This is a genomic window from Nocardia neocaledoniensis (assembly GCF_003182135.1).
Classification (GTDB): domain Bacteria; phylum Actinomycetota; class Actinomycetes; order Mycobacteriales; family Mycobacteriaceae; genus Nocardia; species Nocardia neocaledoniensis.
Map to the genome: position 1 here is coordinate 157,594 of NZ_QGTL01000007.1, position 26,795 is coordinate 184,388.

General features: G+C 69.1%; 26 protein-coding genes. 14 read left to right on the plus strand and 12 right to left on the minus strand.

Annotation, left to right across the window (positions count from 1 at the left end; genetic code table 11):
- The first annotated feature begins 40 nt into the window (after nucleotides 1–40).
- A complete protein-coding gene (locus DFR69_RS20005) occupies nucleotides 41–886 on the plus strand; it encodes an FAD binding domain-containing protein (RefSeq protein ID WP_110039337.1) in 846 nt (281 codons plus the stop codon).
- 2 nt (nucleotides 887–888) lie between these two features.
- Here the strand turns inward: DFR69_RS20005 and DFR69_RS20010 are convergent, their stop codons facing one another.
- Nucleotides 889–1,287 (minus strand): winged helix-turn-helix transcriptional regulator, encoded by a 399-nt coding sequence (locus DFR69_RS20010; protein WP_110039120.1) that lies wholly within the window; start codon nucleotides 1,285–1,287, stop codon nucleotides 889–891.
- A 101-nt stretch (nucleotides 1,288–1,388) separates the two neighbouring features.
- Between DFR69_RS20010 and DFR69_RS20015 the strand changes: the two genes are divergently transcribed.
- The 5 genes from DFR69_RS20015 to puuE all read left to right on the plus strand — a co-directional run bounded on the left by DFR69_RS20015 (nucleotide 1,389) and on the right by puuE (nucleotide 8,892).
- Entirely contained in the window at nucleotides 1,389–2,336 is a 948-nt protein-coding gene (locus DFR69_RS20015; RefSeq protein ID WP_110039121.1) for an NADP-dependent oxidoreductase, read from the plus strand.
- Entirely contained in the window at nucleotides 2,333–5,737 is a 3,405-nt protein-coding gene (locus tag DFR69_RS20025) for a molybdopterin cofactor-binding domain-containing protein (RefSeq protein WP_244198363.1), read from the plus strand. The genes DFR69_RS20015 and DFR69_RS20025 overlap by 4 nt, the downstream gene beginning before the upstream one ends.
- The gene (locus DFR69_RS20030; RefSeq protein ID WP_110039122.1) at nucleotides 5,734–6,948 is read left to right on the plus strand and encodes a DUF6986 family protein; all 1,215 of its coding nucleotides are present in this window, start codon (nucleotides 5,734–5,736) and stop codon (nucleotides 6,946–6,948) included. Before DFR69_RS20025 ends, DFR69_RS20030 begins: the two co-directional genes overlap by 4 nt.
- Nucleotides 6,949–7,015: 67 nt before the next feature.
- Entirely contained in the window at nucleotides 7,016–7,990 is a 975-nt protein-coding gene (alc, locus tag DFR69_RS20035; RefSeq protein ID WP_110039123.1) for an allantoicase, read from the plus strand.
- Nucleotides 7,987–8,892, plus strand: a complete 906-nt coding sequence (puuE, locus tag DFR69_RS20040) for an allantoinase PuuE (RefSeq protein ID WP_110039124.1) — start codon at nucleotides 7,987–7,989, stop codon at nucleotides 8,890–8,892. The genes alc and puuE overlap by 4 nt, the downstream gene beginning before the upstream one ends.
- A 43-nt stretch (nucleotides 8,893–8,935) precedes the next feature.
- Here puuE and DFR69_RS20045 read toward each other — a convergent pair whose 3' ends face one another.
- The 3 genes from DFR69_RS20045 to DFR69_RS20055 form a co-directional block, all read right to left on the minus strand.
- Complete coding sequence (locus tag DFR69_RS20045; protein ID WP_110039125.1) at nucleotides 8,936–9,187, minus strand: hypothetical protein; 252 nt, start codon at nucleotides 9,185–9,187, stop codon at nucleotides 8,936–8,938.
- A 95-nt stretch (nucleotides 9,188–9,282) separates the two neighbouring features.
- Nucleotides 9,283–9,561 (minus strand): hypothetical protein, encoded by a 279-nt coding sequence (locus tag DFR69_RS20050; RefSeq protein WP_110039126.1) that lies wholly within the window; start codon nucleotides 9,559–9,561, stop codon nucleotides 9,283–9,285.
- Nucleotides 9,562–9,587: 26 nt separating this feature from the next.
- Nucleotides 9,588–9,773, minus strand: coding sequence for a hypothetical protein (locus tag DFR69_RS20055; protein ID WP_110039127.1), 186 nt, complete (start codon nucleotides 9,771–9,773; stop codon nucleotides 9,588–9,590).
- 182 nt (nucleotides 9,774–9,955) lie between these two features.
- On the opposite strand from DFR69_RS20055, the gene DFR69_RS20060 reads away from it, so the two are divergent.
- Nucleotides 9,956–10,912 carry an Rpn family recombination-promoting nuclease/putative transposase gene (locus DFR69_RS20060; protein WP_110039128.1) on the plus strand — a complete coding sequence of 319 codons (957 nt, stop codon included), beginning with the start codon at nucleotides 9,956–9,958 and terminating at the stop codon, nucleotides 10,910–10,912.
- Between the two features lie 49 nt (nucleotides 10,913–10,961).
- On the opposite strand, the gene DFR69_RS20065 is transcribed toward DFR69_RS20060, so the two are convergent.
- Nucleotides 10,962–12,116 (minus strand): alpha/beta hydrolase, encoded by a 1,155-nt coding sequence (locus tag DFR69_RS20065; RefSeq protein ID WP_110039129.1) that lies wholly within the window; start codon nucleotides 12,114–12,116, stop codon nucleotides 10,962–10,964.
- Nucleotides 12,117–12,580: 464 nt separating this feature from the next.
- On the opposite strand from DFR69_RS20065, the gene aceA reads away from it, so the two are divergent.
- From aceA to DFR69_RS20090, 5 genes are all read left to right on the plus strand, one after another.
- On the plus strand, nucleotides 12,581–13,870 hold the full coding sequence (gene aceA, locus DFR69_RS20070; protein ID WP_110039130.1) for an isocitrate lyase: 1,290 nt from the start codon (nucleotides 12,581–12,583) through the stop codon (nucleotides 13,868–13,870).
- A 161-nt stretch (nucleotides 13,871–14,031) separates the two neighbouring features.
- On the plus strand, nucleotides 14,032–14,901 hold the full coding sequence (locus tag DFR69_RS20075; protein WP_110039131.1) for a 3-hydroxybutyryl-CoA dehydrogenase: 870 nt from the start codon (nucleotides 14,032–14,034) through the stop codon (nucleotides 14,899–14,901).
- 224 nt (nucleotides 14,902–15,125) lie between these two features.
- Nucleotides 15,126–17,450 (plus strand): 5-methyltetrahydropteroyltriglutamate--homocysteine S-methyltransferase, encoded by a 2,325-nt coding sequence (gene metE / locus DFR69_RS20080; RefSeq protein WP_110039132.1) that lies wholly within the window; start codon nucleotides 15,126–15,128, stop codon nucleotides 17,448–17,450.
- 109 nt (nucleotides 17,451–17,559) lie between these two features.
- Complete coding sequence (locus tag DFR69_RS20085; protein WP_110039133.1) at nucleotides 17,560–17,979, plus strand: VOC family protein; 420 nt, start codon at nucleotides 17,560–17,562, stop codon at nucleotides 17,977–17,979.
- Entirely contained in the window at nucleotides 17,979–18,554 is a 576-nt protein-coding gene (locus tag DFR69_RS20090) for a TetR/AcrR family transcriptional regulator (protein ID WP_110039134.1), read from the plus strand. The genes DFR69_RS20085 and DFR69_RS20090 overlap by 1 nt, the downstream gene beginning before the upstream one ends.
- On the opposite strand, the gene DFR69_RS20095 is transcribed toward DFR69_RS20090, so the two are convergent.
- Together DFR69_RS20095 and DFR69_RS20100 are read right to left on the minus strand one after the other, a co-directional pair.
- A complete protein-coding gene (locus DFR69_RS20095; RefSeq protein ID WP_110039135.1) occupies nucleotides 18,544–19,275 on the minus strand; it encodes a ZIP family metal transporter in 732 nt (243 codons plus the stop codon). The two genes, DFR69_RS20090 and DFR69_RS20095, sit on opposite strands and share 11 nt — an antisense overlap.
- Before the next feature lie 9 nt (nucleotides 19,276–19,284).
- The gene (locus DFR69_RS20100) at nucleotides 19,285–20,472 is read right to left on the minus strand and encodes an AI-2E family transporter (RefSeq protein ID WP_110039136.1); all 1,188 of its coding nucleotides are present in this window, start codon (nucleotides 20,470–20,472) and stop codon (nucleotides 19,285–19,287) included.
- Between the two features lie 85 nt (nucleotides 20,473–20,557).
- On the opposite strand from DFR69_RS20100, the gene DFR69_RS20105 reads away from it, so the two are divergent.
- A complete protein-coding gene (locus DFR69_RS20105; protein WP_110039137.1) occupies nucleotides 20,558–20,806 on the plus strand; it encodes a hypothetical protein in 249 nt (82 codons plus the stop codon).
- On the opposite strand, the gene DFR69_RS20110 is transcribed toward DFR69_RS20105, so the two are convergent.
- A complete protein-coding gene (locus tag DFR69_RS20110; RefSeq protein WP_110039138.1) occupies nucleotides 20,803–21,855 on the minus strand; it encodes an NAD(P)-dependent alcohol dehydrogenase in 1,053 nt (350 codons plus the stop codon). The genes DFR69_RS20105 and DFR69_RS20110 overlap by 4 nt on opposite strands.
- Nucleotides 21,856–21,971: 116 nt before the next feature.
- Here DFR69_RS20110 and DFR69_RS20115 point away from each other — a divergent pair, with 116 nt between their 5' ends.
- Complete coding sequence (locus tag DFR69_RS20115; RefSeq protein ID WP_244198364.1) at nucleotides 21,972–23,060, plus strand: S1C family serine protease; 1,089 nt, start codon at nucleotides 21,972–21,974, stop codon at nucleotides 23,058–23,060.
- Here DFR69_RS20115 and DFR69_RS20120 read toward each other — a convergent pair.
- From DFR69_RS20120 to DFR69_RS20135, 4 genes are all read right to left on the minus strand, one after another.
- Nucleotides 23,057–23,623 (minus strand): vitamin K epoxide reductase family protein, encoded by a 567-nt coding sequence (locus DFR69_RS20120; RefSeq protein ID WP_110039139.1) that lies wholly within the window; start codon nucleotides 23,621–23,623, stop codon nucleotides 23,057–23,059. The two genes, DFR69_RS20115 and DFR69_RS20120, sit on opposite strands and share 4 nt — an antisense overlap.
- On the minus strand, nucleotides 23,620–24,366 hold the full coding sequence (locus DFR69_RS20125; protein WP_244198365.1) for a DsbA family protein: 747 nt from the start codon (nucleotides 24,364–24,366) through the stop codon (nucleotides 23,620–23,622). Before DFR69_RS20125 ends, DFR69_RS20120 begins: the two co-directional genes overlap by 4 nt.
- An 83-nt stretch (nucleotides 24,367–24,449) precedes the next feature.
- A complete protein-coding gene (locus DFR69_RS20130; RefSeq protein WP_110039141.1) occupies nucleotides 24,450–25,295 on the minus strand; it encodes a PPK2 family polyphosphate kinase in 846 nt (281 codons plus the stop codon).
- Between the two features lie 15 nt (nucleotides 25,296–25,310).
- Nucleotides 25,311–26,768 carry an alanine/glycine:cation symporter family protein gene (locus DFR69_RS20135; RefSeq protein WP_110039142.1) on the minus strand — a complete coding sequence of 486 codons (1,458 nt, stop codon included), beginning with the start codon at nucleotides 26,766–26,768 and terminating at the stop codon, nucleotides 25,311–25,313.
- Nucleotides 26,769–26,795 lie beyond the last annotated feature (27 nt).

Sequence of the window (26,795 nt, forward strand, 5' to 3'; positions counted from 1 at the left end):
CACGGCCCCTACTGTGGCTGGTGAGGTAAGCGAGGTGAACATGGATCTGGAAACAGTCCGGGAGGTGGTTCTCGCCCGCGACCGCGCCGATCTGGCACAGCTCGACGCGGGCAGCGCCGTCCTGGCGGGCGGGACGTTCCTGTTCTCCGAACCGCACGATCACCTCGACCGCCTGATCGACATCACGGCGCTCGGCTGGGCGCCACTGCGCGCACACGCCGACGGCCTGGAGATCGCCGCGACCTGCACCCTCGCCGAACTCGCCGGTGCCGCGCCAGGCCGGGAACTCGGCTCGGCGCTGCTGCGTCCGGATTGGCCGGGCACCGCGCTGTTCGCGCAGGCCTGCCGGGCGTTGCTGGCCTCGCACAAGATCTGGCGTACCGCGACCGTCGGCGGAAACGTGTGCCTGTCGCTGCCCGCCGGCGCGGTACTCGGCGCGCTCGTCGCTCTGGACGCCACGGCGGTGATCTGGCCGCGCGGCGGCGGCGAGCGACGGATCCCCCTGCGCGACTTCGTCACCGGTCCGGGCGAGAACATCCTCGCCACCGGCGCGGTGGTCCGCTCTTTCCTGGTTCCCACGGCGAGCCTGCTGGCGCGCACCAGCTTCCGCAAGATCGCCCTGGCTCCCCTCGGGCGTTCCGGCGCGGTGGTGATGGGCCGCCGCACCGCCGACGGCCGCTGCGCCATCACCGTTACGGCCGCGACCACCCGCCCCGTCGTCCTCGAATTCGCCGCCGTGCCAGCGGACTTCGAGGTCGCTGCCGCGTTGGCCGAGCTCGAGCCGGACGTGTGGTTCGACGACCCGCACGGCGCACCCGACTGGCGCGCCCACGTGACCGCGCTGCTGGCCGCCGAGGTGGCCGCCGAACTCGGGGAGGCGGCGTGAACTCAGGTCCGTGCGTCGTAGGCGGCGCGAGCGCTCAGCACCTGGCCCATGTGCTGTTCGGCCCAGCTCTTGATGGTGCGCATCACCGGCAGCAGTTCCTCGCCGAGCGGGGTCAGCCGGTACTCGACGCGGACCGGGACCTCTGGCAGCACGGTGCGGGTGACCAGTCCGTCGCGCTCGAGATTGCGCAGGGTCTGGGTGAGCATCTTCTGGCTCACGCCGGCCAGCAGCTGGTTGACCTCGCTGTAGCGCAGTGGGCCGTCGGCGAGCGCGTTGATCGCCAGGCTCACCCACTTGTCACCGATCCGGTCCAGCAGTTGTCGCGCCGGGCATTCGGCCAGATACGCGTTGTAGGCCGCGCCCGCCTCGGCGCGGCGCTCGGCGGCGGTGCGCGTGCTCATCGCTCTCCCTCGCGTGCGGTACGCACTTCGCAGTGCGTACTTCCTGATAGAGAGTAGCTCTCCCTAGGTTCGGAGATACCTACGGAAGAGGAGAAAGCATCATGCGCGCAGTGGTCGTCCACACCTTCGGCGGACCGGAAGCACTCGAGCTCGTCGACGTCGCCGTGCCGACGCCGGGACCTGGGCAGGTCAGGATCCGGGTGTCGGCGGCGGCGGTGAATCCGGTCGACGCGGTGACCAGGGCGGGCGCGCTGGTCGAGGCCGGGCTGATGGCGCCGCGCGCGGTGACCGGAATCGGCTGGGACGTAGCCGGCGAGATCGACGAGCTCGGTGCCGGCGTCGACCGATTCACGCTGGGACAGCGGGTGATCGGGCTGCGCGACCTGCTGGATCGCTCGCTCGGCAGCTATGCCGACTACCTGGTGCTCGACGCGTCGGCGGTGGCGCCCGCGCCCGCCGGGCGGTCCGCGGTGGAAGCCGCGACGCTGCCGTTGAACGGGCTCACCGCGCTGCAGGCGCTGGACCAGCTCGCACTCACCGAGGGTGACACCCTGCTGGTGACAGGCGCGGCGGGCGCGGTGGGCGGTTTCGCGGTCGAGATCGCCGCGCGGTGGCGCGGGCTGCGGGTGATCGCGCAGGCGGGCGACGCCGATGCCGAACTCGTGCGGCGGCTCGGCGCCGAATGGGTGGTGCCGCGCGAGGCCGTCGACCTGGCCGACGCGGTGCGCGCCCTCGTGCCGGGTGGCGTCGACGCCGTGCTCGACACCGCCGGGCTCGGCGCCGGGGCGCTGGCGGCGGTGCGCAATCGGGGATCTTTCGTCACCGTCGTCGGCGGCGCCGACCCGATCCCGTTGCGCGGCATCCGTGTTCACCACACCTGGATCAGCGCCGACGGCGCCGCCCTCGCCACCCTCGCCGGCTACGACCTGACCCTGCGCGTGGCCGACACCCTGCCCATCGAACAGGCCGTCCGCGCCCACACCCGGCTCGCCGAAGGTGGCCTGCGCGGGCGGATCGTCCTCACCACGGCGCCGGGAGGTGGTTCATGAGGCTCGTCGTCGACGGCCGCGCGGTCGAGGTGACCGCCCGGCCCGGACAGTGCCTGCGCACGCTGCTGCGGGAAGCGGGCGAGCTCGCGGTCAAGAAGGGCTGTGATTCCGGCGATTGCGGCGCCTGCTCGGTGTTGCTCGACGGTGAGCCGGTCCACTCCTGCCTGATCCCCGCCCACCGCGCCGACGGGCACGACGTGACGACCGCGGCGGGGCTGGGCGACGCGGACGGCCCGAACTCGGTGCAGCGCGGCTTCCTCGAACACGCCGGCTTCCAATGTGGTTTCTGCACAGCGGGAATGGTCGTCACAGCGACCGGGCTGGTGTCGGCGCGCGCTGCCGGTAACCGGCCCACCGACGCACCGGACCTGGCCATCGAGGTAGGGCCTGCTTCGCCCGACAAGGCGGCCATCGGCGCCGAAAGTGCGGGTTCGACCGCCGCTGCCGAGGGTGCAGACGACCCCGCGGTCCCAGGCCGCAGCGCCGAGAGGCGCAGCTCGCAGGTGCCGGCATCCGCTGTCGCCGACGGCGAACTCGCCGAGCTGCTGAAGGGAAACCTGTGCCGCTGCACCGGCTACCGGGCGATCGCCGATTCCTGTGCATCCCTGTGGACAACTCCCGCAGCCGCGAACCCGGCCGCCTGGTCTACGGGGACCCCCGACCCCACCGACCTCGCGGCAGGAGTCCCGGGCGATGCCCACCCGCCTCAGCCGGGTTCCGGCGCGGGCCATCCTGGTCGCGGGTCAGCGTCGGCCGACGACGCCGGCTCGCTGACGGGGACCAGCGGCCCCGCGGCAGAAGGGTCCGGCGAGACACGCTCACCTGGACGGAGGTTGGGCTCGGGGGGCCCGACATGCGGTTCGGCAGCGGACGGAGACACCGGCCTGAGAGATGAGGCTGGATCGGTTCACGCCAGCGGGGCCCCCGCGGGAACCCCGCCGCGCTCCGTGCGCACAGCCGATGCCGGCGGGTCCGTCGAACAACCCGCGATCGTGGCAGGTCCAGGGGCCGACTCGTACTCCGAGGGCGAGCCCGAGCGGACGACCGTCTCGGTGGGCGACGGTCCCGAGGTGGGTGAGACCGCGCTGGCGGCCGTCGAGGCGCGGGTCGAGGCGGGGCACGGCTCCGGGCGAATCGGCGACGGAGTGCGTGCCCCTGCGGGCCCTCGGATCGTGCGGGGAGCCGAACCGTTCACCCTCGATGTGGTCCCCGGCGCGGGGGAGAGGCAGCCGCCCGTGGCGCCGTGGCACCTGGCAGTGCTGACCAGCCCGCATCCGCACGCACACATCGTGTCGATCGATACCGCTGCGGCACAGGATATTCCGGGCGTCAGGGCGGTCTTCACCCACGCCGACGCACCCACCACCGCCTTCTCGACCGCGCGCCACGAGCTGCGGGAAGACGATCCGGACGACACCTTCGTCCTCGATCGAACCGTCCGCTTCGCCGGGCAGCGCGTGGCCGCCGTCGTGGGCGACTCGATCGCCGCCGCCCGCGCCGGGGTGCGCGCGCTGCGGATCGAATACCAGGTACTCCCCGCTGTTTTCGACCCGGCGGAGGCTCTCGCCGACTCGGCACCCAAGCTGCACGCCGACAAGAGATCAGCCCGGATCGCCGATCCGGACCGCAACCTCGTTGCCGAGATCCACGGCGGGGTGGGCGAGTTCGACGTGGCGATCGCGCGGTCGTCCGAAGTCGTTCGCGGCGTGTGGCATTCGCCGCGCGTCCAGCACGTCCACCTGGAGACCCATGGCGGCGTCGGCTGGCTCGACGACGCGGGCAGGCTGGTCATCCGGTCGAGCACGCAGGTGCCGTTCCTCGTCCGCGACGAACTGTGTCACGTCTTCGGGCTGGAGCGCGACCGGGTGCGCGTGTTCGCGACCAGGGTCGGCGGCGGCTTCGGCGCCAAGCAGGAGATGCTCGCCGAGGACCTGATCGCACTGGCCGTGCTGCGCACCGGGCATCCGGTGCAGTACGAGTACACCCGCACCGACGAGTTCACTTCGGCGACCTGCCGTCACCCGATGCGGGTCGAGGTCACCGCGGCCGCCGACGCGTCCGGCGTGCTGACCGCGCTCGGTGTCGACGTGCTCGCCGACGCGGGCGCCTACGGCAACCACAGTGCCGGCGTGATGTTCCACGCCGTCGGCGAATCGGTGGCCGTCTACCGCTGCGCGAACAAGCGCGTCGACGCGAAAGCGGTGTACACCAACAATGTTCCCTCCGGCGCCTTCCGTGGCTACGGGCTCGGCCAGGTGATCTTCGGCGTCGAATCCGCCATCGACGAACTGGCCCGCAAGCTCGGCATCGATCCGTTCGAGTTCCGCCGCCGCAATGTCGTGGTGCCCGGCGACCGGTTCACCGGCGCCGAGGTCGACGAGAGCGACCTGACCTTCGGCAGCTACGGCCTGGACCAGTGCCTCGATACCGCGCAGCGGGCACTACGCCGCGGCAACGGCGTCACCGCGCCGGGCCCGGACTGGCGGACCGGCGAGGGCATGGCGGTCGCGATGATCGCCACCGTCCCGCCGCGCGGGCACCACGCCGACGCCACGGCCGCCCTTTGTGCCGACGGGGCCTACGAGATCGGTGTTGGCACAGCGGAATTCGGCAACGGCACCACGACGGTCCACGCGCAGCTGGCGGCGACGGCGCTCGCCACGACCGCCGACCGCATCCGGATCCGGCATTCCGACACCGACGTCGTCGGCCACGACACCGGCGCCTTCGGCTCCACCGGCACCATGGTCGCGGGCAAGGCCACCTACGCGGCCGCGCTGGAACTGCACGCCATGCTGCTGGCCAGGGCGGCCAAGGTCTCCGGCCACCCCGAACGCGACTGCGTGCTCGAGGCCGAGGGGGTGCGCTGCGGCGCCGACCTGATCACCCCGGAGCTGCTCCTCGCCGACGGTGAACTCCGCGCGCACGGCACCCACGCGGGCACCCCGAGGTCGGTGAGCTTCAATGTGCACGCCTTCCGGGTCGCGGTGCGGCCGAGCACCGGCGAGGTGCGCGTGCTGCAGTCGATCCAGGTGGCCGACGCGGGCACCGTCGTGAACCCGGTGCAGCTGCGCGGCCAGGTGGAGGGCGGGGTGGCCCAGGCGATCGGGACCGCGCTCTACGAGGACATGCGCACCGACCACGGCGTCGTGACCACCAGGACCCTGCGTCACTACCACATCCCGCAGGTCGCGGATCTGCCCCGCACCGAGGTCTATTTCGCCGAAACCACTGACGAGTTGGGCCCGCTGGGTGCCAAATCGATGAGTGAGTCCCCGTACAACCCGGTGGCACCGGCACTGGCGAACGCGATTCGCGACGCCGTCGGCGCCCGACCGGACCGATTGCCGATGACCGCCGATCGCGTGTGGCGGCTCATCCAGGAAGGAGCCGCCGGGTGAACGCCCATCTTCCCGCGCACATCCACGCCCGCATCGATGCGGTGCTCGACGCTGTCGACGCCGAACTGCGGACGCGCTATCCGGGCGCGGGCGAGCGGGTTCAGCCCGTGCACACCGCCTACGTGGCCGCCGACCGCGTCACCGCCGCCACCCCCGCCGACTGGGGCGCCACCGCCCTCGACCTGCTCGACCGCCACGCCGAGTTCCTCGCCGGCCTCGACGCGACCGGCAGCACGCCCGCGGTCCGGCGCAGGCTCACCGAGCAGCCGATCCAGGATCTGCGCATCGACTTCGAGGACGGCTACGGCTTCCGCGCCGACGACGAGGAGGACGCGGCGGCGATCGCGGCGGGCAAGGTGCTGGCGGGCTGGGCGGGTCAGCCAGGGGCGCCGTCCTCGTTCGGCATCCGTACCAAGGGGCTCGCGGCGAACGAACGCCGCCGCGCCCTGCGCACCCTCGATCTCGTGCTCGACGCGGCGGGCGGCGTCCCGGACGGGTTCGTGTTCACGATCCCGAAGATCCGTGCGGCGCAACAGGTCGCGGCGATCGTCGACCTGTGCTCCGGGCTGGAGAGCGGCTACGGCCTGCCGGACCGGACCCTACGCTTCGAACTGCAGATCGAGAGCCCGCAGGCGATCATCGCCCCCGACGGCACCGCGCCGATCGCCCGCATGATCCAGCTCGCCGACGGTCGTTGCAGCGCATTGCATTTCGGCACCTACGATTACACGGCGGCCTGCGGTATCGCCGCCACCGATCAGGCGCTGGACCACCCGGCCGCCGACCACGCCAAGGCGGTCATGCAGGTCGCAGCCGCGCAGACCGGCGTGTGGATCTGCGACGGCTCCACCCAGATCGTCCCCGACGCCGACCCCGAGGCCGCGATCGCCAATCATCACCGCCTGGTGGCGCGGGCCCTGCGCCGCGGCTACTACCAGGGCTGGGACATGCATCCCGGACACCTGATCACCCGCTGGCTGGCGACCTACGACTTCTTCCGCACCGCCACCGAGGTCGCCGTGCCGAGGCTCCAGGCGTATCTGGAGCGGCGTTCGGGCGGGGTCGTCGACGAGCCGGCCACGGCGGAAGCGCTCGCCACCACGGTGCTGCACGGGCTGCGGTGCGGTGCGACCGAACTGGATACGAGCGCACCGGAACTCACGGTCGAGGTGCTCGAGGCCCTGGCCGCGCGGCGCACGCCGCCGTCCTGACGCGGCCGGGCGCGGAAGTGGACAACGGGTGCGCGGTGATCGCCGCGCACGGAGAAGAGGAGGCACGGTGAGCGAACAGCACGGCGAGGACTTCACGCTGCTGCCCGACCTGGCGGTCCGCACGCTGGGTGGTTCGGTGATCTGGGCGAACGACGAGTTCTTCGCCGAGAAGGAGAACCTGATCAAGCCGGGGCCGTCGGAGTATCAGCCGTCGACCTTCGGGCACAAGGGCCAGGTCTACGACGGATGGGAGACGCGCAGGCATCGCGGCAGGCCCGGCGACGACAGCGCCGTCGTGCGACTGGGCGTGCCCGGCGTGATCAGGGGCGTCGTCGTGGACACCGCCTGGTTCAAGGGCAACTATCCGCCCGAGGTGTCGGTGGCGGCGCTGGCGATCGAGGGCTACCCGCCCGCGGAGGAGATCGCCGCGCGCACCGACTGGGTCACGCTGCTCGACCGGGTGAAGGTCGGCGGCGACAGCCGCAACCCCTTCGCCGTGGACGACGAGAACCGTTGGACCCACGTGAAACTCACCATGCATCCCGACGGTGGCGTGGCCCGGTTGCGGGTGCACGGCGAGGGGCGGCCCGACCCGGCGCTGCTCGGCCTCGGCCCGCTCGACCTGGCCGCGCTGGAGAACGGCGCCCTCGTGCTCGACTGCTCCAACCGCTTCTACAGCTCACCCAATCAGATGCTCTACCCCGGCCTGGCCAGGGTGATGGGCGACGGCTGGGAGACAGCGCGCCGCCGCGACGACGGAAACGACTGGGTGCGTATCAAATTGGCGGGCCCCGGCGCGATCCGGCTGGCCGAGATCGACACGTCCTGCTTCCTCGGCAACAGCCCCGGCGCCGCTTCGCTCACCGGGTTCACCAGCGACGGAACCGAAGTCGAACTCCTACCGCGCACCGATCTGCTGCCCGACACCAGGCACCGGTTCGCGCTGGACGCGGTGGCGGCCTCGGTCGAGGAGGTCCGGCTCGACATCTACCCCGATGGTGGCCTGGCCCGGCTGCGCCTCTACGGGGAGTTGAGCGCATGAACGAGGTCCGCGATTTCGTCGGGTACGGGCCGAATCCCCCGGATCCGCAGTGGCCGGGCGGTGCGCGCATCGCCGTGCAGTTCGTGCTGAATTACGAAGAGGGCGGCGAGAACAACGTCCTGGACGGGTCACCCCATTCGGAGACGTTCCTGTCCGAGATGACCCCCGCCGAGGCGTTCCCGAACCGGCACATGAGCATGGAATCGCTCTACGAGTACGGTTCCCGCGCCGGGCTGTGGCGGGTGCTGCGCGCCTTCGAACGCCGCGACCTGCCGCTCACCATCTTCGCGGTCGCCAGGGCGATGCAGCGCAATCCCGAAGCGGTGGCGGCCTTTTCCGAACTCGGCCACGAGATCGCCAGTCACGGGCTGCAATGGAAGTCGTATCAGCTCGTCGATCGCGAGACCGAACGCGCCGACATGGCCGAGGCGGTCCGCATCCTCACCGAGCTCACCGGCGCGCCCCCGCTGGGCTGGTACACCGGCCGCGACTCACCGAACACCCGCGAACTGGTCGTCGAGCACGGCGGTTTCGTCTACGACTCCGATTCCTACGCCGACGACCTGCCCTACTGGACCGAGGTGCACGGTCAGAACCACCTGGTCGTGCCCTACACCCTCGACACCAACGACATGCGCTTCGCCTCGCCCGCCGGCTTCCCCAGCGGCGAACAATTCTTCGCCCACCTCCGCGACGCCTTCGACGTCCTGTATCGCGAAGGCGCCGAAGGCAACCCGAAGATGCTCTCCATCGGCCTGCACTGCCGCCTGGCCGGCCGCCCCGCCCGTACCGCCGCCCTGGAACGCTTCCTCGACCACGTCCAAACCCACGAGGGCGTCTGGATCACCCGCCGCATCGACATCGCCGAACACTGGCGCAAGGTGCACCCACCCCAGGTCTGAACCTTGGACGGCCGCGCATTTCGATGCGCGGCCGTTTCGCAGCTCAGGCCAGCCCGCACCGCTCGATATTGCTGATCGTGATCTGCCGATCCGATTCCTTCGCCTGCGGCACCCGGTTGTAAGCCCCCATCGAATCCATCCGCTCCACGAACACCTCCGCGACCCGCTCCGGCGTCGCCCCCGGCTCACTCGCCCGCACACTGTCCACCAGCGCCCGAGTCGTCTCACACTGCTCTTCCTGACTGAAGATCGGCGGCGGATCAGCATGCGCGAGCGCGGGCACGACCATCAGCACAGCAGCAGCAAGCAACCCTGAACGAATCATATTCACGCCCAAGACCTTACGTACACTCGATCAGGCGCGGGACCGAGGTTGGTTCAGCTGCGGCGTCAATCACCGCTGAACCAGAGGTATCCGTGGCGATCTATCGCATCCCGCGCCGCTTCTCGCAGCACATGCACGACCTCGTCCTCGCGCTCGTTTCGAGTCACTGTTTTCGAGAGCTCATCCAGCAACAACGTCAGCTGGTACGAGTTGAACATTGTGTCCGCGTACGCGTGAATCCCACCGAGCATGGTTCCCGTCGGTGCTTCCAAAGCCATCTCTGCCAGCGTCGTCGCAACCGGCCCGTGAAAGCTCCGCACCAGCTCATGGATCTGGTTCTGCACAGCGATAGATATTCCCACGCCACCTCCTACACTGCCGCCTGATTCTGTCTGAACCCGACGGAGGACACGATGCGCCCCCGCATCGCCTCGTCGGCCACGCTCCGCTCCCAGTCGGCCAGCGGCCTGGCATCGCGATCGAGTGCGCTTCCGTTGCCGGGCGTCAGGTGCGTCCCGTAGCCGACGGCGATGGACACCTGACTGTCGAGGATCAAGTGGACATGCTCTGGGCCCCAGTCGATATCGACAACCGAATCGCCTGCGCAACCGCAGAATCCATCGATCCGCGAGCTCCCGCACGACCACAGTCTCCTCCTTCACTACGAACGGCCTGGGTGGTGATGCCGAGAAGCTCCGTCGTTTGGAAGTCCCACGCCCGGGGAGATAGCTTGTCGCTATGGGGGATTCGGTGCATCATCCGCACGATGGTCTCGTCAAGCACACGCTGAGCAAGCCGGCGAACGCGGCTGCTCTGGCTCGGCCGATCGTCGCGGGCGTCGCGCCGATCCTCGCGAACAGGATCAATTGGGGGGAGCTCGAACGTGAGTCGGTGACGTTCGTGTCGAAGCATCTCTCGCACACCGAGAGTGATGTGCTGTACCGGAGCACTATCGACGATGACCGGCCGGCTTACATCTATGTCCTGCACGAACATCAGTCCAGCGTCGACAAGCTGATGGCGTTCCGACTGCTCGAGTATGTGTTGTCGATCTGGAAGCACCACCGTAAGACCCATCCCGGGGGATCTGATGTGCTCCCGTTCGTGCTGCCGATCGTGACCTACGCGAACCCGAAGGGTGGTTCGTGGACGGCCGGTACTCAGCTCGCCGACCTGATCGACGTCGACGACGAGGTTCGTATCGAACTCGACCCCTACCTGCCTCGGTTGGGCTACTTGCTCAATGACCTCACCGCCACCCCGCTGGCCGAGATCCTCGCCCGCCCCGGCACTCCCGCCACCCGGATCCTTCAGGTCCTGCTCAAGGTAGTTCCGGGCAATACCAGGCTTCACCTGGAGTTGCGGATGTTGGAGCCTGATCTGAGGCGGATCGACGCGGATGAACTCGTGGCCGTTCTGACGTACATTCTCAGTGAAGGCGATACTGCGGATCGCGATCTGCAGACCCTGGTCGACGACATCGGTCCCGAGGCGAAGGAGGCGTTCATGACCACCGCCGGTCGGCTCCGTGCCGAAGGAGAGGTCAAAGTCCTGCTGCGTTTGATGACGCAGAAGTTCGGGCCGATTCCCGCCCGTGTCGTCACTGCGATGCGTGGGGCGAGTGAGGATCAGCTCGATATCTGGACCGGGCGACTGTTGTCGGCGAAATCCCTCGACGATCTCGGTATCGCCTGATCCGCCTCCAACGCTCGCCCCGCATCGAGCGGGGCGAGCGTTCGTGCAGTCAGGCGAACAACCCTCGAACGAACGGGAGGGAGTCGGGGAGAGAAGCGTTGACGGCGCCGTCGTGGTCGGTGGGGTAGGTGTGCAAGGTGACGGGTTCGCCGGTGGCGGTGAGGGTGGCCGCGTAGCGAAGGGTTTCGGGGGTGACCACGTCGGTGTCGTAGAGGCCCTGGCCGAGGAACAGGGGGCGGTCGAAGCCGGATTCGGGTAGGCCCATGTAGCGCGCGAGCAGGCCGTGCAGGTCCGGAATGCTGGACAGCGGGCGGGCGAACATGCTACCGATCGACGGCTTCGCGGCGGCGAGTTCGTCGCCCAGGGGGCCGATGCAGCCGGTGGTCGCGCGGTCGAGCCAGGTGCGGCCCGATTCGGTGAGCAGGCCCTCGATGTCCAGGTCGGGGAACGTGGTGCGCAGGCCGTTGAGGATGTAGAGCACGTAGGCCGACAGATGTGAGCTCAGGGCGATCGGCGGCATGCCGGGGCCGATGAGCTGGACGACGTCCTCGATGTAGGCGGGCACGCCGGTGCCGACCGCGCCCCGGTAGTCGAGGCCGGGGCCACCGAATTCGGTCGCGTAGCGGGCGGTGAACACCGCGGCGCCGCCGCCCTGCGACTGGCCGACCACGGCCCAGCGGTTGGACAGCTCGCCGTACTGCTCGGTGGCGGCACGCACCCCGTCGACCACGTTGTGCGCCTCGACGACTCCGTTCAGATACGGATGCTCACCCGGGCCGCCGAGCCCGGCGTAGTCGGCGGCTACGACCGCGTAGCCCTGACTCAGCCAGGTGCCGAGGTAGGCCCAGTCACGCTCGACGGCCGCCGGACCGGCCACGCTGTAGGCACAGTCGTCGCCGAGGCCGACGGTGCCGTGGGCCCACGCGATCACCGGCCAGCCGCCCTCGGGCGCGGGTCCGGCCGGGAAGTACACGGCCGCGCTGGTGGTGGTCGGCTGGTCACCGACGGTGGTCGAGCGGTAGATCAACCGCTCGGCGCGGGCCGAGCCCGGTGGCGTCGCCGCGGTGGCGAGCGCCTCGACGCCGACCACGCTGCCCGCCCCCGGTTGCGCGCTCGCGGCCGTCGGGACCAGACTCACCGCGGCCGTCGCCGCGACCACCGCCAGCGCGACCTTCGACGTGGCCGCGATCCTCGAAATCCTCATGGGGTCACTTTCGCGCCTTCGCGGACGAGTGTCCAGAACAGGCGGGGCAGTGACGACACGCACACCATTCCCGCCCGGCGTGGTCTGTGAAACAGCTCACAAGGTGGAAGGGTTGGGCGTGTCGGGCGGTACCCGAGCGGTCGGCGCAAACAGTACGGGCGTTATGCTAAAACTCCTGGTCAGCGCTACCGGTCGGTAGGCGCGGTGCTTGCAATCGCAAGGCAAATTTCGCAAAGTTAGCAACAGCGGCGGCAAACCTAGCTGAGATTCACACAAGCAACAGGTAGACGGCTATTTCCAGGTGTGCCATCGTGTGGAAGTACACCCCTCAGGCATTGGCTAGTCCTAGCAAGCCTGCAAATTGCGCCAGCAGTACGAGCCGCGCAACCGAAAGCGTTCAGCCACCGGTTGATTCACGGCCCGCACCGCAGGGCACCGACCACACCGAGGAAGTGGAGTCAGAGATGTCGACTGTCGGCACCCCGAAGACCGCTGCGGAGATCCAGAACGACTGGGACACCAACCCCCGTTGGAAGGGCATCACCCGCAACTACACCGCCGAGCAGGTCGTCGCCCTGCAGGGCAACGTTGTCGAGGAGCACACCCTCGCCCGCCGTGGTGCCGAGATCCTGTGGGACCTCGTCAACAACGAGGACTACATCAACTCCCTCGGTGCCCTCACCGGCAACCAGGCCGTGCAGCAGGTCCGCGCCGGCCTGAAGGCCATCTACCTGTCGGGTTGGCAGGTCGCCGGTGACGCGAACCTGTCCGGCCACACCTACCCCGACCAGTCGCTGTACCCGGCGAACTCGGTCCCGTCGGTGGTCCGTCGCATCAACAACGCGCTGCTGCGCGCCGACGAGATCTCCAAGGTCGAGGGCGACACCTCGGTCAAGAACTGGCTGGCCCCGATCGTGGCCGACGCCGAGGCCGGCTTCGGTGGCGCGCTGAACGCCTACGAGCTGCAGAAGGCGATGATCGCCGCTGGTGCCGCCGGTGTCCACTGGGAGGACCAGCTGGCCTCGGAGAAGAAGTGCGGCCACCTCGGTGGCAAGGTGCTGATCCCGACCCAGCAGCACATCCGCACCCTGACCTCCGCGCGTCTGGCCGCCGACGTCGCCGACGTGCCGTCGGTGATCATCGCCCGCACCGACGCCGAGGCCGCCACCCTGCTCACCACCGACGTGGACGAGCGCGACCGTGAGTTCCTGGACGGCACCCGCACCGCCGAGGGCTTCTTCGGTGTGAAGAACGGCATCGAGCCCTGCATCGCGCGTGCCAAGGCCTACGCCCCCTACGCCGACCTCATCTGGATGGAGACCGGCGTGCCGGACCTCGAGGTCGCGCGCAAGTTCGCCGAGGCCGTCCGCAGCGAGTTCCCGGACCAGCTGCTGGCCTACAACTGCTCGCCTTCGTTCAACTGGAAGGCGCACCTGGACGACGCGACCATCGCGAAGTTCCAGCGTGAGCTCGGCGCGATGGGCTTCAAGTTCCAGTTCATCACCCTGGCCGGCTTCCACTCGCTGAACTACGGCATGTTCGACCTGGCGCACGGCTACGCCCGCGAGGGCATGACCGCGTTCGTCGACCTGCAGGAGCGCGAGTTCAAGGCCGCCGCCGAGCGTGGCTTCACCGCCATCAAGCACCAGCGTGAGGTCGGTGCCGGCTACTTCGACACCATCGCCACCACCGTGGACCCGAACACCTCGACGGCCGCCCTGAAGGGCTCCACCGAAGAGGGTCAGTTCCACTGATCCCCCAGGGGTTGCTTTGAGTAGCAACGTCTTTCCTCTACCTCGGTAGGGGTGTACGCCCTCCCACGCCGAACAGCCCCGGCGTGGGAGGGCATCCCTATACTTTGGTCGTCATGACCTCCCCAGCCACCCCAGAGCCAGACACACAGCAGGAGCGGGACGTGAGCAGCGAGAAGATTCAGCGCGTCGGCATCATCGGCGCCGGACAGATGGGCGCGGGCATCGCGGAAGTGTGCGCACGCGCGCACGTCGACGTCCTCGTCTACGAGACCACCCGTGAACTCGCCGCCGCCGGTCGTGCGCGGATCCTGCGCTCGCTGGATCGTGGCGTGAGCAGCGGCAAGATCACCGAGCGCGAGCGGGAGCAGGCGGCCTGGCGGCTGCGCTTCACCTCCGACCTCAGTGATTTCGCCGATCGCCAGCTGGTCGTGGAGGCCGTTGTCGAGAACGAAGAGGTCAAGACGGCCATCTTCAGCGAGCTGGACAAGGTGGTCACCGACCCCGACGCCGTGCTCGCCTCCAACACCTCCTCCATCCCGATCATGAAGATCGCGGTGGCCACCGCCAACCCCGAGCGCGTGGTCGGCCTGCACTTCTTCAACCCGGTGCCGGTGCTGCCGCTGGTCGAGCTGGTCACCACGCTCAAGACCAGCGAGCCGGTCGCCCGCCGCGCCGAGCTGTTCGCCGCCGACGTGCTGGGCAAGCAGGTCGTGCGTTCGGCCGACCGCTCCGGTTTCGTCGTCAACGCGCTGCTGGTGCCGTACCTGCTCTCGGCCATCCGGATGGTCGAGTCCGGCTTCGCCACCAAGGAAGACGTCGACAAGGCCATGGTGCTCGGCTGTGCCCACCCGATGGGCCCGCTGGCGCTGACCGACCTCGTCGGCCTCGACACGGTGAAGTCCATCGCCGACTCGATGTACGCCGAGTTCAAGGAGCCGCTGTACTCCGCGCCGCCGCTGCTGATGCGCATGGTCGAGGCGGGCCTGCTCGGCAAGAAGACGGGCGCCGGCTTCTACCAGTACGGCAAATAGGTTTGCTCGACCGAGGCCACCGTCATCACCCGAAGCGCGATGACGGTGGCCTTCGGCCTTTTCAGGGGTGTTTGCAGGGGGAACGGCGAAGGGCCGTGCTCGCGGCCTAAGCTGCTGTAGCCGGAGCTGCTCGCGCGGCCCGGCGCTATGTCGAGCGCAGCGATGCGCGGCGACCGGCGGAGTCCGGACGACGCGCAGGTGATCGAAAGGGAGTATCGGCGGTCATGGTCAACGTCACCGATGGATTCGGGTCGAGCGTTCTCGGATACCCGAGGATCGGTCCGCACCGCGAGCTCAAGCGCGCGCTCGAGTCGTACTGGCGCGGGTCGCTCGAACGCGAGGAGCTGCTCGCGGTGGGTCGCGACATCCAGGAGCGTCAGTTCAGCGAGCTGGCCGCGACCGGACTCACCCAGGTTCCCGGCAACACCTTCTCCTTCTACGACCACATCCTCGACAACGCGCTGCTCTTCGGCGCGATCCCGTCGCGGTTCGCCGAGTACCAGGCGGGCATGGACCCGCTGGACTTCTACTTCCTGATGGCCCGCGGCAATCCCGATCTGCCGCCGCTGGAACTGGTCCGCCTGTTCGGCTCCAACTACCACTACCGCCAGCCCGAACTCGACGCCGACACCACGTTCTCGCTGCACCCCGAGGCCCTGCTCGACGAGTGGGACCGCGCGATGGCGCGCGGGATCGAATTGCGTCCGGTCGTGCTCGGGCCGGTGTCGCTGCTGCTGCTGTCCAAGGCCGGGCACGTGCCGGGCGAGGCCGAATTCGACACGCTGAGCCTGCTCGACAAGCTGCTGCCGTTCTACGAGGAGCTCTTCGAGATCCTGGCCAAGCGCGGCTCGACCTGTGTGCAGCTCGACGAGCCCTGCTTCACCGGTGAGCGTTCCGAGTCCGAGTTGGCCGCGTTCGAGAAGGCCTACCAGCGCCTGGCGAAGGCACCGCTGCGCCCGCGCATCCTGGTCACCGGCCAGTACGGCGACTTCGGCGAGGCGCTGCGCATCCTGGCCGCGAGCAATGTCGAGGCCATCGGGCTCGACCTGGCCTCCTACCGGATGACGCCGGAGGAGCTGGCGGCGATCCCCGGGATCAAGCGCAAGCGGATCTACGCCGGCGTCATCAGCGGCACCAATGTGTGGCGCGCGGATCGTTACGTGACGCTGAACTACCTGCACTCGATCGCCGAGGTGTGCCCCGACCTCGTCGTCTCGACCGGCACCACGCTGCTGCACGTGCCCTACGACGTGCTCGCCGAATACGACATCGACGGCAACGTCGCCGACCGGCTCGCCTTCGCCAAGCAGAAGGTGGGCGAGGTGGTCTCGCTGGCCAAGGCGCTCACCGAGGGCCCGTCGGAGAACTGGCGCAAGCGCCCGACCGAGGTGCACTTCAAGCAGAAGCACGCCGTGCGCCAGCGCGTGTACGCGATCACCCCGGACATGCGCGAGCGCGAGCCCTACGTGGAGCGCCGCGCCGCGCAGCAGGCCCGGCTGAACCTGCCGCTGGTGCCCGCCACCACGCTCGGCTCGTTCCCGCAGAGCGGCAAGCTGCGGCAGGCCCGCCACGAGGTGGACCAGGGCAGGCTGTCCGAGCAGGACTACCGCAAGCAGGTCGAGGCCGAGATCGAGGCGACGATCCGCCTGCAGGAGGACATCGGTCTCGATGTGTTCGTGCACGGCGAGCACGAGCGCAACGACATGATCCAGTTCTTCGCCGAGCAGCTCGACGGCTTCGCCACCACCCGCTTCGGCTGGGTGCAGGTCTACGGTTCGCGCTGTGTGCGGCCGCCGATCATCTACGGTGACGTGTCGCGGCCCGCGCCGATGTCGGTCGACTGGACCACCTACGCGCAATCGCTCACCGATCGCCCGGTCAAGGGCATGGTCACCGGGCCGGTCACCATGCTGGCCCGTTCCTTCGTGCGCCAGGACCAGCCGCTCTACGAGACCGCCGACCAGGTGGCGCTGGCCATCCGCGACGAGGTGGTCGACCTGGAGAAGGCCGGGATCGCGATCATCCAGGTCGACGAGCCCGCCATCCGCGAGCTGCTGCCGCCGCGTCCGCAGGGCCGCGAGGAGTACCTGCGCTGGGCGGTCGGCGCGTTCAAGCTGGCCACCTCCGGCGTGCGGCCCGACACCCAGATCCACACGCACATCGGCTATTCCGGCCGCACCGAGGTGGTCGACGCGATCGAGCAGCTAGACGCCGATGTCACCGCGATCGTGGCGACCCGCTCGATCGAATGGGTCATGCAGGCCCTCACCGAGGACGTCGCCACCGGCCACGGCCTCAGCCACGGCGTCGGCCCCGGCGTCTACGAGAGCCGTTCGGCGCGGATCCCCGACATCGACGAACTCGACGAACTCCTCACCCAGGCCGCCAAAGCCGTGACCCCCGAACGCCTCTGGGCCAACCCCGACGGCGGCCTCAAGACCCGCCATTACTGGCAGCTCGACCCGTCCCTGCGCAACATGGTCGCCGCCGCCCGCCGAATCCGCCGCCGAGCCCTGGCCGCCGAAGCAGAATCCGCCACCGCGGAGTAAGACCGCTCGTAGCTGCTCCCCGGAAAGCCGAACTGAGACTTTCAGTTCCGCCCCGGGGAGCAGTTTTTTGCGCATTGATTCGATTCGGTACGTACTGTACTGTTTTGGCATGAACACGATGACCTGGCCGGATTCATTGCGGGTTGCGCAGGTGCGGATTGCGCGGCCCACTGATCGGCTGGAGGAGGTGGTGCGGTTCTACGTCGAGGGGCTCGGGTTGCGGGAGCTGTATCGGTTCGAGAACCATGCCGGGTATGACGGGGTGATGGTCGGGCTGCCGGGGACGGACTATCACCTCGAGTTCACGACGCATGTGGACGGGAGTCCGGGGGCGGCGCCGAGTGCGGAGAATCTGCTCGTCCTCTATTTCGACGGGGAGACCGCGATGTTCGAGGCGGTGCAGCGGCTGGGGGAGTTCGGGGTGGAGCCGGTGGCGGCGGAGAATCCGTATTGGGCGGCCAACGGGGGCATGGCTTTTCCCGATCCGGACGGGTGGATCGTGATGCTCGTGCCGCGGCCGGTGTTCTGATGGCGGGCCGGGTGCGGGAGGAGCGGATCGACGCGGCGGTGTTGGCCGCGACGCGAGAAGTGCTCGACGACAACGGGTACGCGGAGCTGTCGATCGGGGAGGTGGCCACGCGGTCGGGGGTGCACCGGCCTGCCATCTACCGGCGGTGGCAGTCGAAGCGGCATCTGGTGGTGGCCGTGGTCGCCGACATGCTGGGGACGCGGCCCACGCCCGACACCGGCGACCTGCGTGCCGATCTCACCGCTGCCCTGCGCGAGCTGGTGGCGGCACTGCGCGACACCTCGCTCGATCGGGTGCTGCCCGCGCTGGTCGCCGACCTCGCCAACGATCCCGAACTGCGCGAACACTTCCTCGCCACCGTCTTCGAGCCGCGCAGGGAGACCACGGCGGCGGCCTTGCGGGCAGGGATGACGCGCGGCGAGGTCGACCCGGGGATCGACCTCGATTTCGTCCTCGACACGGTCGCGGCGCCGATCTACTTCCGCGCGCTGTTCGGGCATCTGCCGCTGGACGACGCGCTCGTCGACGCGTCGGTCGAGGCGGTGCTGCGGGTCGTCGCGCCCGTCAGTGGCTGAGCGCGGCGACGACGAACATGGCGCCGACGCCGAGCACCGTCAGCAGCAGGGTGAGCCGCGAGGGGTGCTCGGCGTGGGCTTCGGGCAGGATGTCGGCGGTGGCGAGATAGAGCAGGAACCCCGCGAAATAGCCGAGGTACAAACCGATCCACTGCTCCGGGACCTTGATGATGGTGCCGAGGATGGCGCCGACGACCGGGGCGATCGCGTCCAGGCCGAGCAGGGTGAAGGCGCGCTTGCGGGCGCTGCCGTAGAGGGTGGGGATGGTGAAGGTGTTGAAGCCGTCGGCGAAGTCGTGGCAGATCACCGCGATCGCCACCGAGAGACCGACGGTCGCGCCCGCCTGATAGCCGAGGCCGATCCCGAAGCCGTCGAGTGTGCTGTGGAAGATCAGGCCCGCCGCCGCGAGCAGGCCGACGGACTCGAAACCGTGGTGGTGGGCGCCGAATTCCTGCTCGTGGCCGGTGTGGATGGCGACGGCGCGTTCGATGATGTGCAGGCTCAGGAAGCCGACGACCGCCGCGATGAGCACCGCGGGCACCCCGTACACCTCGGCGGTCGTCTGCTCGAGCGCCTCGGGAATCAGGTCGAACGCCACCAGGCCGAGCATCACGCCCGCGGCGAGTCCGAGCACCAGATGTTTGCGGTCGCCGATGCGCATGGCGACGAAGCCGCCGAGCAGTGTCGACAGCATCGAGACCAGCGACAGCACGATCGCCATCGGCCGGGCCTATTCGCTCGGCGATTCGGCGGCGGGCCGCTTGCGGTCCTTGCGCTTCTTCTTCGGCGGCGGCGCCTCGGCCTCCTCGGCGACCTCGTAGCGGCGGACGTACGCGCCGGCGAAGCCCTGGATCGTGGCGGTGACCGGAATCGCCAGCAGCGCGCCCGTCGGCCCGAGCAGCGCCGCGCCCGCGATCACCGCCCCGAAGGCCACCGCCGGATGCATGTCCAGGGTGGTCGCGGTGATGCGCGGCTGCAGCACGTAGTTCTCGAACTGCTGGTAGGCGACGATGAACAGCAGGATCCACAGCGCCGAGATCGGGTCGTGCACCAGCGCGACCAGCACCGGCAGCGCCCCGGCCAGATAGGTGCCGACGGTCGGGATGAACTGGGAGACAACGCCCACCCACAGCGCCAGCGCGAACGCCGACGGCACGTCGAGCACCCGCAGCGCCACGTAGTGCGCGACCGCGGAGCACAGCGCGAGCAGGGCGCGCGAATAGATGTAGCCGCCGGTCTTCTCGACCGCGATGTCCCACGCCCGCAAGACGTGTTTCTGCTGCTTGGGCGGCAGCAACGAGCACACCCAGGTGCGGAAGCGCGGACCGTCGGCGGCGAAATAGAACGTGAACAGCAGCACGCCGAGCATCTGGAAGATGGCGCCGATCGCGACGGTGCCGATGCCCCAGACGTTTCCGGCCAGGCCCACCAGATAGCCCTCGATCGTGGAACTCCACTCGGAGGCGTACTTGGTGAGGTCGTCGCCGGACAGGTCCTGGTGGAAGGTCGAATTGATCCAGTCGACCACGTCCTGGATGTAGTCCGGCGCGTTCTTCACCAGCATGGTCACCTGGCTGACCAGCAGCGCGCCCAGCGTCCACACGAACGCGACCATCACCACCAGCAACACGCCGAACACCGCTCCGGTGCCAGCGCCGCGCCGGACACCGCGCGCCGCAAGCCAATTCACCGCGGGTTCGATCGCGAAGGCCAGAAACAGCGAGACCATCAGGACGGTGAGCAGGCCCTGTACCTTCGCCAGTACCCAGAACGCCGTGATCAGCCCGGCCGCGGCCAGGGCCACATAGAGCAGCGCGCGCGGCAACCACCGCGGTGGCGTGCGCACCGACCAGGTGGGCGGCAGCGTGTGCGCCACCGGTGCCGCGGGGCCAGAAGTCGATTCGTCGTCGGCAGCCACGCGACAACGGTACCGAGATCACCCCGCGAAGGCCTTGCGGCGCGCACGATCATGCCTATCGTTGGCGGCGACGGAAGGACCAGCCATGGACCCGCGCCGCATCGCGCTCAACCGCACGCACAGCATCGAGATGGGCCGCCTCTTCGCGCGGTTCACCGACCTGCATCCCGAAATCGAGTTCGAAGTCGACGACGCGCGGATGACGGCGGAGCAGGACGCGGCCTGGACCGCCTTCAGCGCCGACCTGCTGGCCAGGCACCAGGCGGAACGGGCGGCCCTGGCCGACGTGCTCGAAGCCGAGCGCGGCGCGGGCCGTCCGCCCGCCGAGGGCTAGATCGTGGCGGTGTCGATGACGAAGCGGTATTGGACGTCGCTGGCGACGACCCGGTCGTAGGCGGCATCGATCTCGTCGGCCGAGATGAGCTCGATCTCGGCGCCGATGCCGTTGGCGGCGCAGAAGTTCAGCATCTCCTGGGTCTGCGCGACGCCGCCGATCATCGAACCGGCCAGCGACCGCCGGAACGCGGCCAGGTGGCGGCCGGTGACGCTGAGCGGCTGATCGGGCAGGCCCAGGATCACCAGGGTGCCGTCCAGGGCGAGCAGGCGCAGGTAGTTGTCGATCGGCAGGTTGGCCGAGACGGTGTTGATGATCAGGTCGAACGAGCCGCGCAGCTGCCGGAAGGTCTCCTTGTCGCTGGTGGCGTAGTAGTGGTGCGCGCCCATCCGCAGGCCGTCGTCGCGCTTGCGCAGCGACTGGCTGAGCACGGTGACCTCGGCGCCGAGCGCGGCCGCGATCTTCACCCCCACGTGCCCGAGCCCGCCCATGCCGATGATGGCGACCTTCTTGCCCGGCCCGGCGTTCCAGTGCCGCAGCGGCGAGTACAGGGTGATGCCGGCGCACAGCAGGGGCGCGGCGACATCGAGGCCGATGCCCTCGGGAATGGCGACGACGAAGCTCTCGGTCACCACGATCTGGGTGGAGTAGCCGCCCATCGTGTACCCGCCGGGTTGCACGGATTCGGGGACCGGATTGTTGTAGGTCCAGGTGGCGCCCCTGGTGCAGTACTGCTCCTCACCGGCCAGACAGGGCACGCACTTGCCGCACGAATCGACCAGGCAGCCGACGCCGACCCGGTCGCCGACCTGGTACTTGCGCACGTTCGACCCGACGGCCGCGACGATGCCCGCGATCTCGTGACCGGGCACGCACGGGTACTTCGCGCCGCCCCACTCGTCGCGCGCGGTGTGGATGTCGGAATGACAGATCCCCGCGTACTTGATGTCGATCAGGACATCGTCGGGACCGAGGTCCCTGCGCTCGATGGTGACCTTCTCGAAGGACCCGTCGGCGGCGGGGAGGGCGTAGGCGGCAGCGGTGCTCATGGAGTCATGCCTACCGTCGCATGCGTCGTTTGCCAACCGGCACGCCCGGATCGAGACCGGACCGCCCGGATTCCGGGTCACAATGGAGGAGTCGGCTCGCGAGAGAGGACTGGCGCGTGCACGCTGTGGGTCGGGTGTTCGTGACGCTCGTCGTCGCGCTGATCGGCGTGTGCGCGTTCCTGGGGTACCGCGGCGAGCTGGTGCTGCCGTGGCAGCCGCGGGCCGAGGAGTATCTCGCCGTGGCCGAGCCACCGCCGCCGGTTCCGCTCGATCCGGTGCTGGTCGCGGCACAGGTGGAGCCCGCGCTGGTCAACATCTCCGTCGACGCCACGCTGTTCGGAGCCGACGCCGCGGGCTCGGGGATCGTGCTCACCGCCGACGGGCAGATCCTGACCAGCCATCACGTGATCAAGGGCGCCGACGAGGTCTCGGTGACCGATATCGGCAACGGCGCGGTCTACCCGGCCACCGTGCTCGGCTACGACTCGACCGCGGACATCGCCCTGCTGTCGCTGGCGGGCGCGAGCGGTTTGCCGACGGCCCGGCTCGGCACCTCGTCCGAGCTGCGGATCAGGCAGGACGTGCTGGCCATCGGTGACGCGGGCGGTGACGGCGGCGCGCCGACCGCGGTCGCCGGGCCGATCACCGACCTGGACGCGAGCATCGTCGCCATGAACTCGGCCGACATGTCGCGGAAGTCGCTGCGCGGGATGGTGCAGATCGCCGCGCCGGTGGTGGGTGGGCAGTCCGGTGGCGCGCTGGTCGACGGCGGGGGCGCCGTGGTCGGCGTGATCACCGCGGCCTCGGGGGAGCGGGGCCAGACTCGCCAGCGCGAGACCCCGGCCACCGGCTACGCCGTGCCCATCGACACCGCCATGCGGATCGTCACCCAGATCCGCTCCGGCGTGCCCACCGAGACCGTGCACATCGGCCCGACCGCCACGCTCGGCGTGCAGATCGTGGACGCGCGGCCCGCGGGCGCCGAGGTGAGCTGGGCACTCTACGGTCAGCCCGCCCGCGCGGCGGGGATCACCACCGGCGACGTGATCACCGCCGTCGACGGCGTCGCGATCACCACCGCGAAGGCCCTCAGCGCCGCCATCAACATGCGCCGACCCGCCGACCGGATCCGGCTAGACATCATCGCCCCCGACGGCACCACCCGCGTGGTCGAGGTGGTACTCGCCCGGGGCACGCCCAACTAGACCAGCGAGAGCCAGTAGTCCTGGAACTTCAGGAAGACGAGCAGCAGGACGATCGCGTAGAACACCACGACCAGGGTCCAGCGCCATTCGGCGAGGATGCCCATGATGCCGCGGGAACGGCCCCAGGTCTCCTGGGTGGTGACCGCGAACAGGATCGGGGTCGCCGCCCACACCACCATGCAGTACGGGCAGAGGGCGTTGATCCGGTACAGGCTCTGGAAGATCAGCCAGCAGATCGCGGCGACACCGAGCACGGTCCCGATCCACAACCCGCCCCAGATCCAGCGCGGGAAACCGACGTTGACGACGGCGAGCACGCCGAGCGTCACCACCACGGAGAAACCGACGATGCCGAACAGCGGATTGGGGAAACCGAACACCGCCGCCTGGTCGGTCTTCATGATCGACCCGCACGACAGCACCGAGTTGATACTGCACGAGGTGACGTAATTCGGGTCGACGAACAGCTTGAACCGTTCGACGGTGAGCGTGAACGACGCCAGCCACCCCGCCAACCCGGCGATCAGCAGCAGCCACGCCGAGCGGGCGGGGGCGGTGATCACTTCGCCGCGTCGGCGATCACGGACGCCAGGCCGTCCTTGGTGAAGATCGCGTCGGTCTGGTTGAGCTGGCCGTTGATGAACACCGACGGCGTGGACTCGACACCGCTGCTCAGCGTCTGCTGGGTGACCTGGGTGATGTAGTCGTTGTACGGCTTGTCGTTGATGCAGGTGGCCACGGCCGGATCGGTGTAGCCGACCTCGGTCGCGATCTGCACGAGCTGCTCGTTGGACAGGCCGGCGCCGCCCTCGGCGGGCTGCTTGGCGAACATGGTCTGCAGCCAGGTCTGGTACTTGCTCGGATCCGACTTCGCGACACAGAACGACGCGTTGGCCGCCCGCGAGGAGTACTGGTTCGTCGACGCCTTGTCCAGGAACGAGATGACCTGGTACTCGACGACCGCGGTGCCGTCGGCGGCGGCCTTCGCCAGCGCCTCGCCGTTGGCGGCCTCGAACTGCTTGCAGGCCGGGCACTGCAGGTCGGCGACGACGCGGACCTTCACCTTCGCGTTCGGATCGCCGATGCGGACCGTGCCGGTCTCGGTCACCGAGCCGCCCGTCGCGGGAAGCTGCGCCACCGAACTCGACCCCGACGAATCGTCGTCGGAGCGGTTGACCGCGATCCCGACGCCGATCGCGGCGACCAGCGCGACCAGCACACCGGCCACGCCGATCTGGATCGCGATCTTGCGCCGCTTGTCGGCCGCCTCGGCCGCGGCCAGTGGGTTCTGCTTCCCGGTGCTCACCGTTGTCACACGCCTTTCGCTCGTAGTCTCCCCACCTCGGACATCATGCGGGCCGAACCTGAGAGTTTCTTCAACGATCGAGATCAGGACTCGTCGAGTCGGCGCAGTTGCTCGGCGACATCGAAATCGGCCTTCGGCCAGTCGAGATCGAGCCCGGTCAGCGCGTCGATCAGCAGTTCGGTGACGGCCAGGCGCGCGTACCACTTGCTGTCGGCGGGCAGCACGTACCAGGGCGCGTAGTCGGTGTTCGTGCGGTCGAGCAGCACCTGGTACGCCTTCTGGTATTCGGGCCAGTGGGCGCGCTCGGTGATGTCGGTGGGATTGAACTTCCAGTGCTTGTCGGGGCGTTCCAGTCGCTCGCGCAACCTGCGCTTCTGCTCGTCGAGGGAGACGAACATGGCCACCTTGATGATCGTCGTGCCCGCGTCGGCGACCTCGCGTTCGAACGTGTTGATCAGGCCGTAGCGCTTCTCCCACTCCGACGGCGGTACGAGGTTGTGCACCCGGACCACCAGCACGTCCTCGTAGTGCGAGCGGTCGAAGACGCCGATCTGACCCGGCACCGGCAGCCGCTTGCGGATGCGCCAGAGGAAATCGTGCTGCTTCTCCTCCTCGGTCGGCACGCCGAAGGACGCGTGGTCGACGCCCTGCGGGTCGACCGAGCCGATGACGTGGCGCACGATGCCGCCCTTGCCCGCGGTGTCCATGCCCTGCAGCACCAGCAGCACACTGCGCCGATCGCCGGTGCGGCCGTTCGCGAACAACCGCTCCTGCAGGTCCGAGAGCACCAGGCCGCGCTCGACGAGCAGCTTCTTGCCCAGCTGCTTGTCACCGGTGAAACCGGGGGTGGTCGACGGGTCGAGGTCGACGACGCGCTGACCGTCGGCGCGCAGTACGGAGGTGACCGGTTCGGCCCAGTGTTTCGCCATTTCCCATGCCTACCACTAGCGGGTGCGATCGACCGGCAAGCTCGACGGAATCGTTGCCTGCCAGCACGCCACCCCGGCCGGATCGGCGATCTCGGCCCGGTGCACGTAGACCGGGTCCGCACCGGTGGCCTTCTGCGCGCGGTAGTCGGCGAGCAGCCGGAACGCGACGGCGCCGAGTGGGATGATCGCGGCCAGATTCACCAGCGCCATCACGCCCATGAACACATCGGCCAGGTTCCAGATGAGCGCCACCGACCCGAGCGCGCCGCCGAACACGGCTACCAGCACCAGCACCCGGAACGCGGTGAGCGCCTGCGGTTTGTCGGTGATGAACTCGATGTTGGCGCGGCCGTAGTAGAAATTGCCGATCATCGAGCTGAACGCGAGCATGAACACCACCGCGGTGAGCACGTGGCCCGCCCAGCTGCCGAGTTCGGTGCGCAGCGCGGTCTGGGTGAGGTCGGCGCTGCGCCGTTCGGACAGGTCGGGATCGCTGGTCAGGATGATGAACGCGGTGATCGAGCAGATCAGCAGGGTGTCGAAGTATACGCCGAGCGACTGCACGAGCCCCTGCTTGACCGGGTGCGAGACATCGGCGGAGGCGGCGGCGTTCGGCGAGGAACCGAGCCCCGCCTCGTTGGAGAACATGCCGCGCCGGATGCCCTGCGCGATGGCCGTGCCGATGCCGCCGCCGACCACCTCGCGCAGCCCGAACGCGCCGCCGACGATGTCGGCGACCACGCGCGGGAGATCGCCGATGTTCAGCGCCACCACCGCGATCCCGAGCACCAGGTAGACCCCGGCCATCACCGGGACCAGCACCTCGGTGATGTGGCTGATCCGGCGCACCCCGCCGAAGATCACCAGCCCGAGCAGAACCACGAGCCCGAGCCCGACGAGCGGGGCGAACCAGTCACCGTCCAGCGCGGAGAGCGAGGCGCGCGAGGTGGCGATGATCGTGTTCGACTGCACCGCGTTGAAGACGAAACCGAACGTCACGGTGATGATGACGGCGAAGGTCAGGCCCTGCCAGCGCCGGCGCAGGCCGTGCTCCATGTAGTAGGCGGGTCCGCCGCGGAAGGTGCCCGGTTCGTGCTCGGGGCGCTTGTAGAGCTGGGCCAGGGTGGACTCGACGAACGCCGAGGCCGCGCCGAGGGTCGCCATCGCCCACATCCAGAACACCGCGCCCGGCCCGCCGACGCTGATCGCGGTGGCGACGCCGGCGATGTTGCCGGTGCCGACCCGCGCCGCGGCCGAGATGCTGAACGCGCCGAACGCCGACACCGACTTCTTGCCGTCGGCGGCCGTCTTCCCCTTCTCGGTGACCGTCCGGAACATCTCCGGCAGCATCCGCAGCTGCACGACACCGCTGCGCAGCGTGAAGTAGAACCCGGCGACGATCACCAGCGGGATCAGCAACCAGTTCCAGAACACGTCGTTGATGTCGACGACTACCGAATTCACCGCGTCCATGCCGCGAAGGCTACCGCCGGGCTACCC

Excerpts from the sequence above, each read along its gene's own strand:
- DFR69_RS20005 (WP_110039337.1), top strand. The coding sequence starts at position 41 with ATGGATCTGGAAACAGTCCGGGAGGTGGTTCTCGCCCGCGACCGCGCC.
- DFR69_RS20010 (WP_110039120.1), bottom strand. The coding sequence starts at position 1,287 with ATGAGCACGCGCACCGCCGCCGAGCGCCGCGCCGAGGCGGGCGCGGCC.
- DFR69_RS20015 (WP_110039121.1), top strand. The coding sequence starts at position 1,389 with ATGCGCGCAGTGGTCGTCCACACCTTCGGCGGACCGGAAGCACTCGAG.
- DFR69_RS20025 (WP_244198363.1), top strand. The coding sequence starts at position 2,333 with ATGAGGCTCGTCGTCGACGGCCGCGCGGTCGAGGTGACCGCCCGGCCC.
- puuE (WP_110039124.1), top strand. The coding sequence starts at position 7,987 with ATGAACGAGGTCCGCGATTTCGTCGGGTACGGGCCGAATCCCCCGGAT.
- DFR69_RS20060 (WP_110039128.1), top strand. The coding sequence starts at position 9,956 with ATGGGGGATTCGGTGCATCATCCGCACGATGGTCTCGTCAAGCACACG.
- DFR69_RS20065 (WP_110039129.1), bottom strand. The coding sequence starts at position 12,116 with ATGAGGATTTCGAGGATCGCGGCCACGTCGAAGGTCGCGCTGGCGGTG.
- aceA (WP_110039130.1), top strand. The coding sequence starts at position 12,581 with ATGTCGACTGTCGGCACCCCGAAGACCGCTGCGGAGATCCAGAACGAC.
- metE (WP_110039132.1), top strand. The coding sequence starts at position 15,126 with ATGGTCAACGTCACCGATGGATTCGGGTCGAGCGTTCTCGGATACCCG.
- DFR69_RS20085 (WP_110039133.1), top strand. The coding sequence starts at position 17,560 with ATGAACACGATGACCTGGCCGGATTCATTGCGGGTTGCGCAGGTGCGG.
- DFR69_RS20090 (WP_110039134.1), top strand. The coding sequence starts at position 17,979 with ATGGCGGGCCGGGTGCGGGAGGAGCGGATCGACGCGGCGGTGTTGGCC.
- DFR69_RS20095 (WP_110039135.1), bottom strand. The coding sequence starts at position 19,275 with ATGGCGATCGTGCTGTCGCTGGTCTCGATGCTGTCGACACTGCTCGGC.
- DFR69_RS20105 (WP_110039137.1), top strand. The coding sequence starts at position 20,558 with ATGGACCCGCGCCGCATCGCGCTCAACCGCACGCACAGCATCGAGATG.
- DFR69_RS20110 (WP_110039138.1), bottom strand. The coding sequence starts at position 21,855 with ATGAGCACCGCTGCCGCCTACGCCCTCCCCGCCGCCGACGGGTCCTTC.
- DFR69_RS20130 (WP_110039141.1), bottom strand. The coding sequence starts at position 25,295 with ATGGCGAAACACTGGGCCGAACCGGTCACCTCCGTACTGCGCGCCGAC.
- DFR69_RS20135 (WP_110039142.1), bottom strand. The coding sequence starts at position 26,768 with ATGGACGCGGTGAATTCGGTAGTCGTCGACATCAACGACGTGTTCTGG.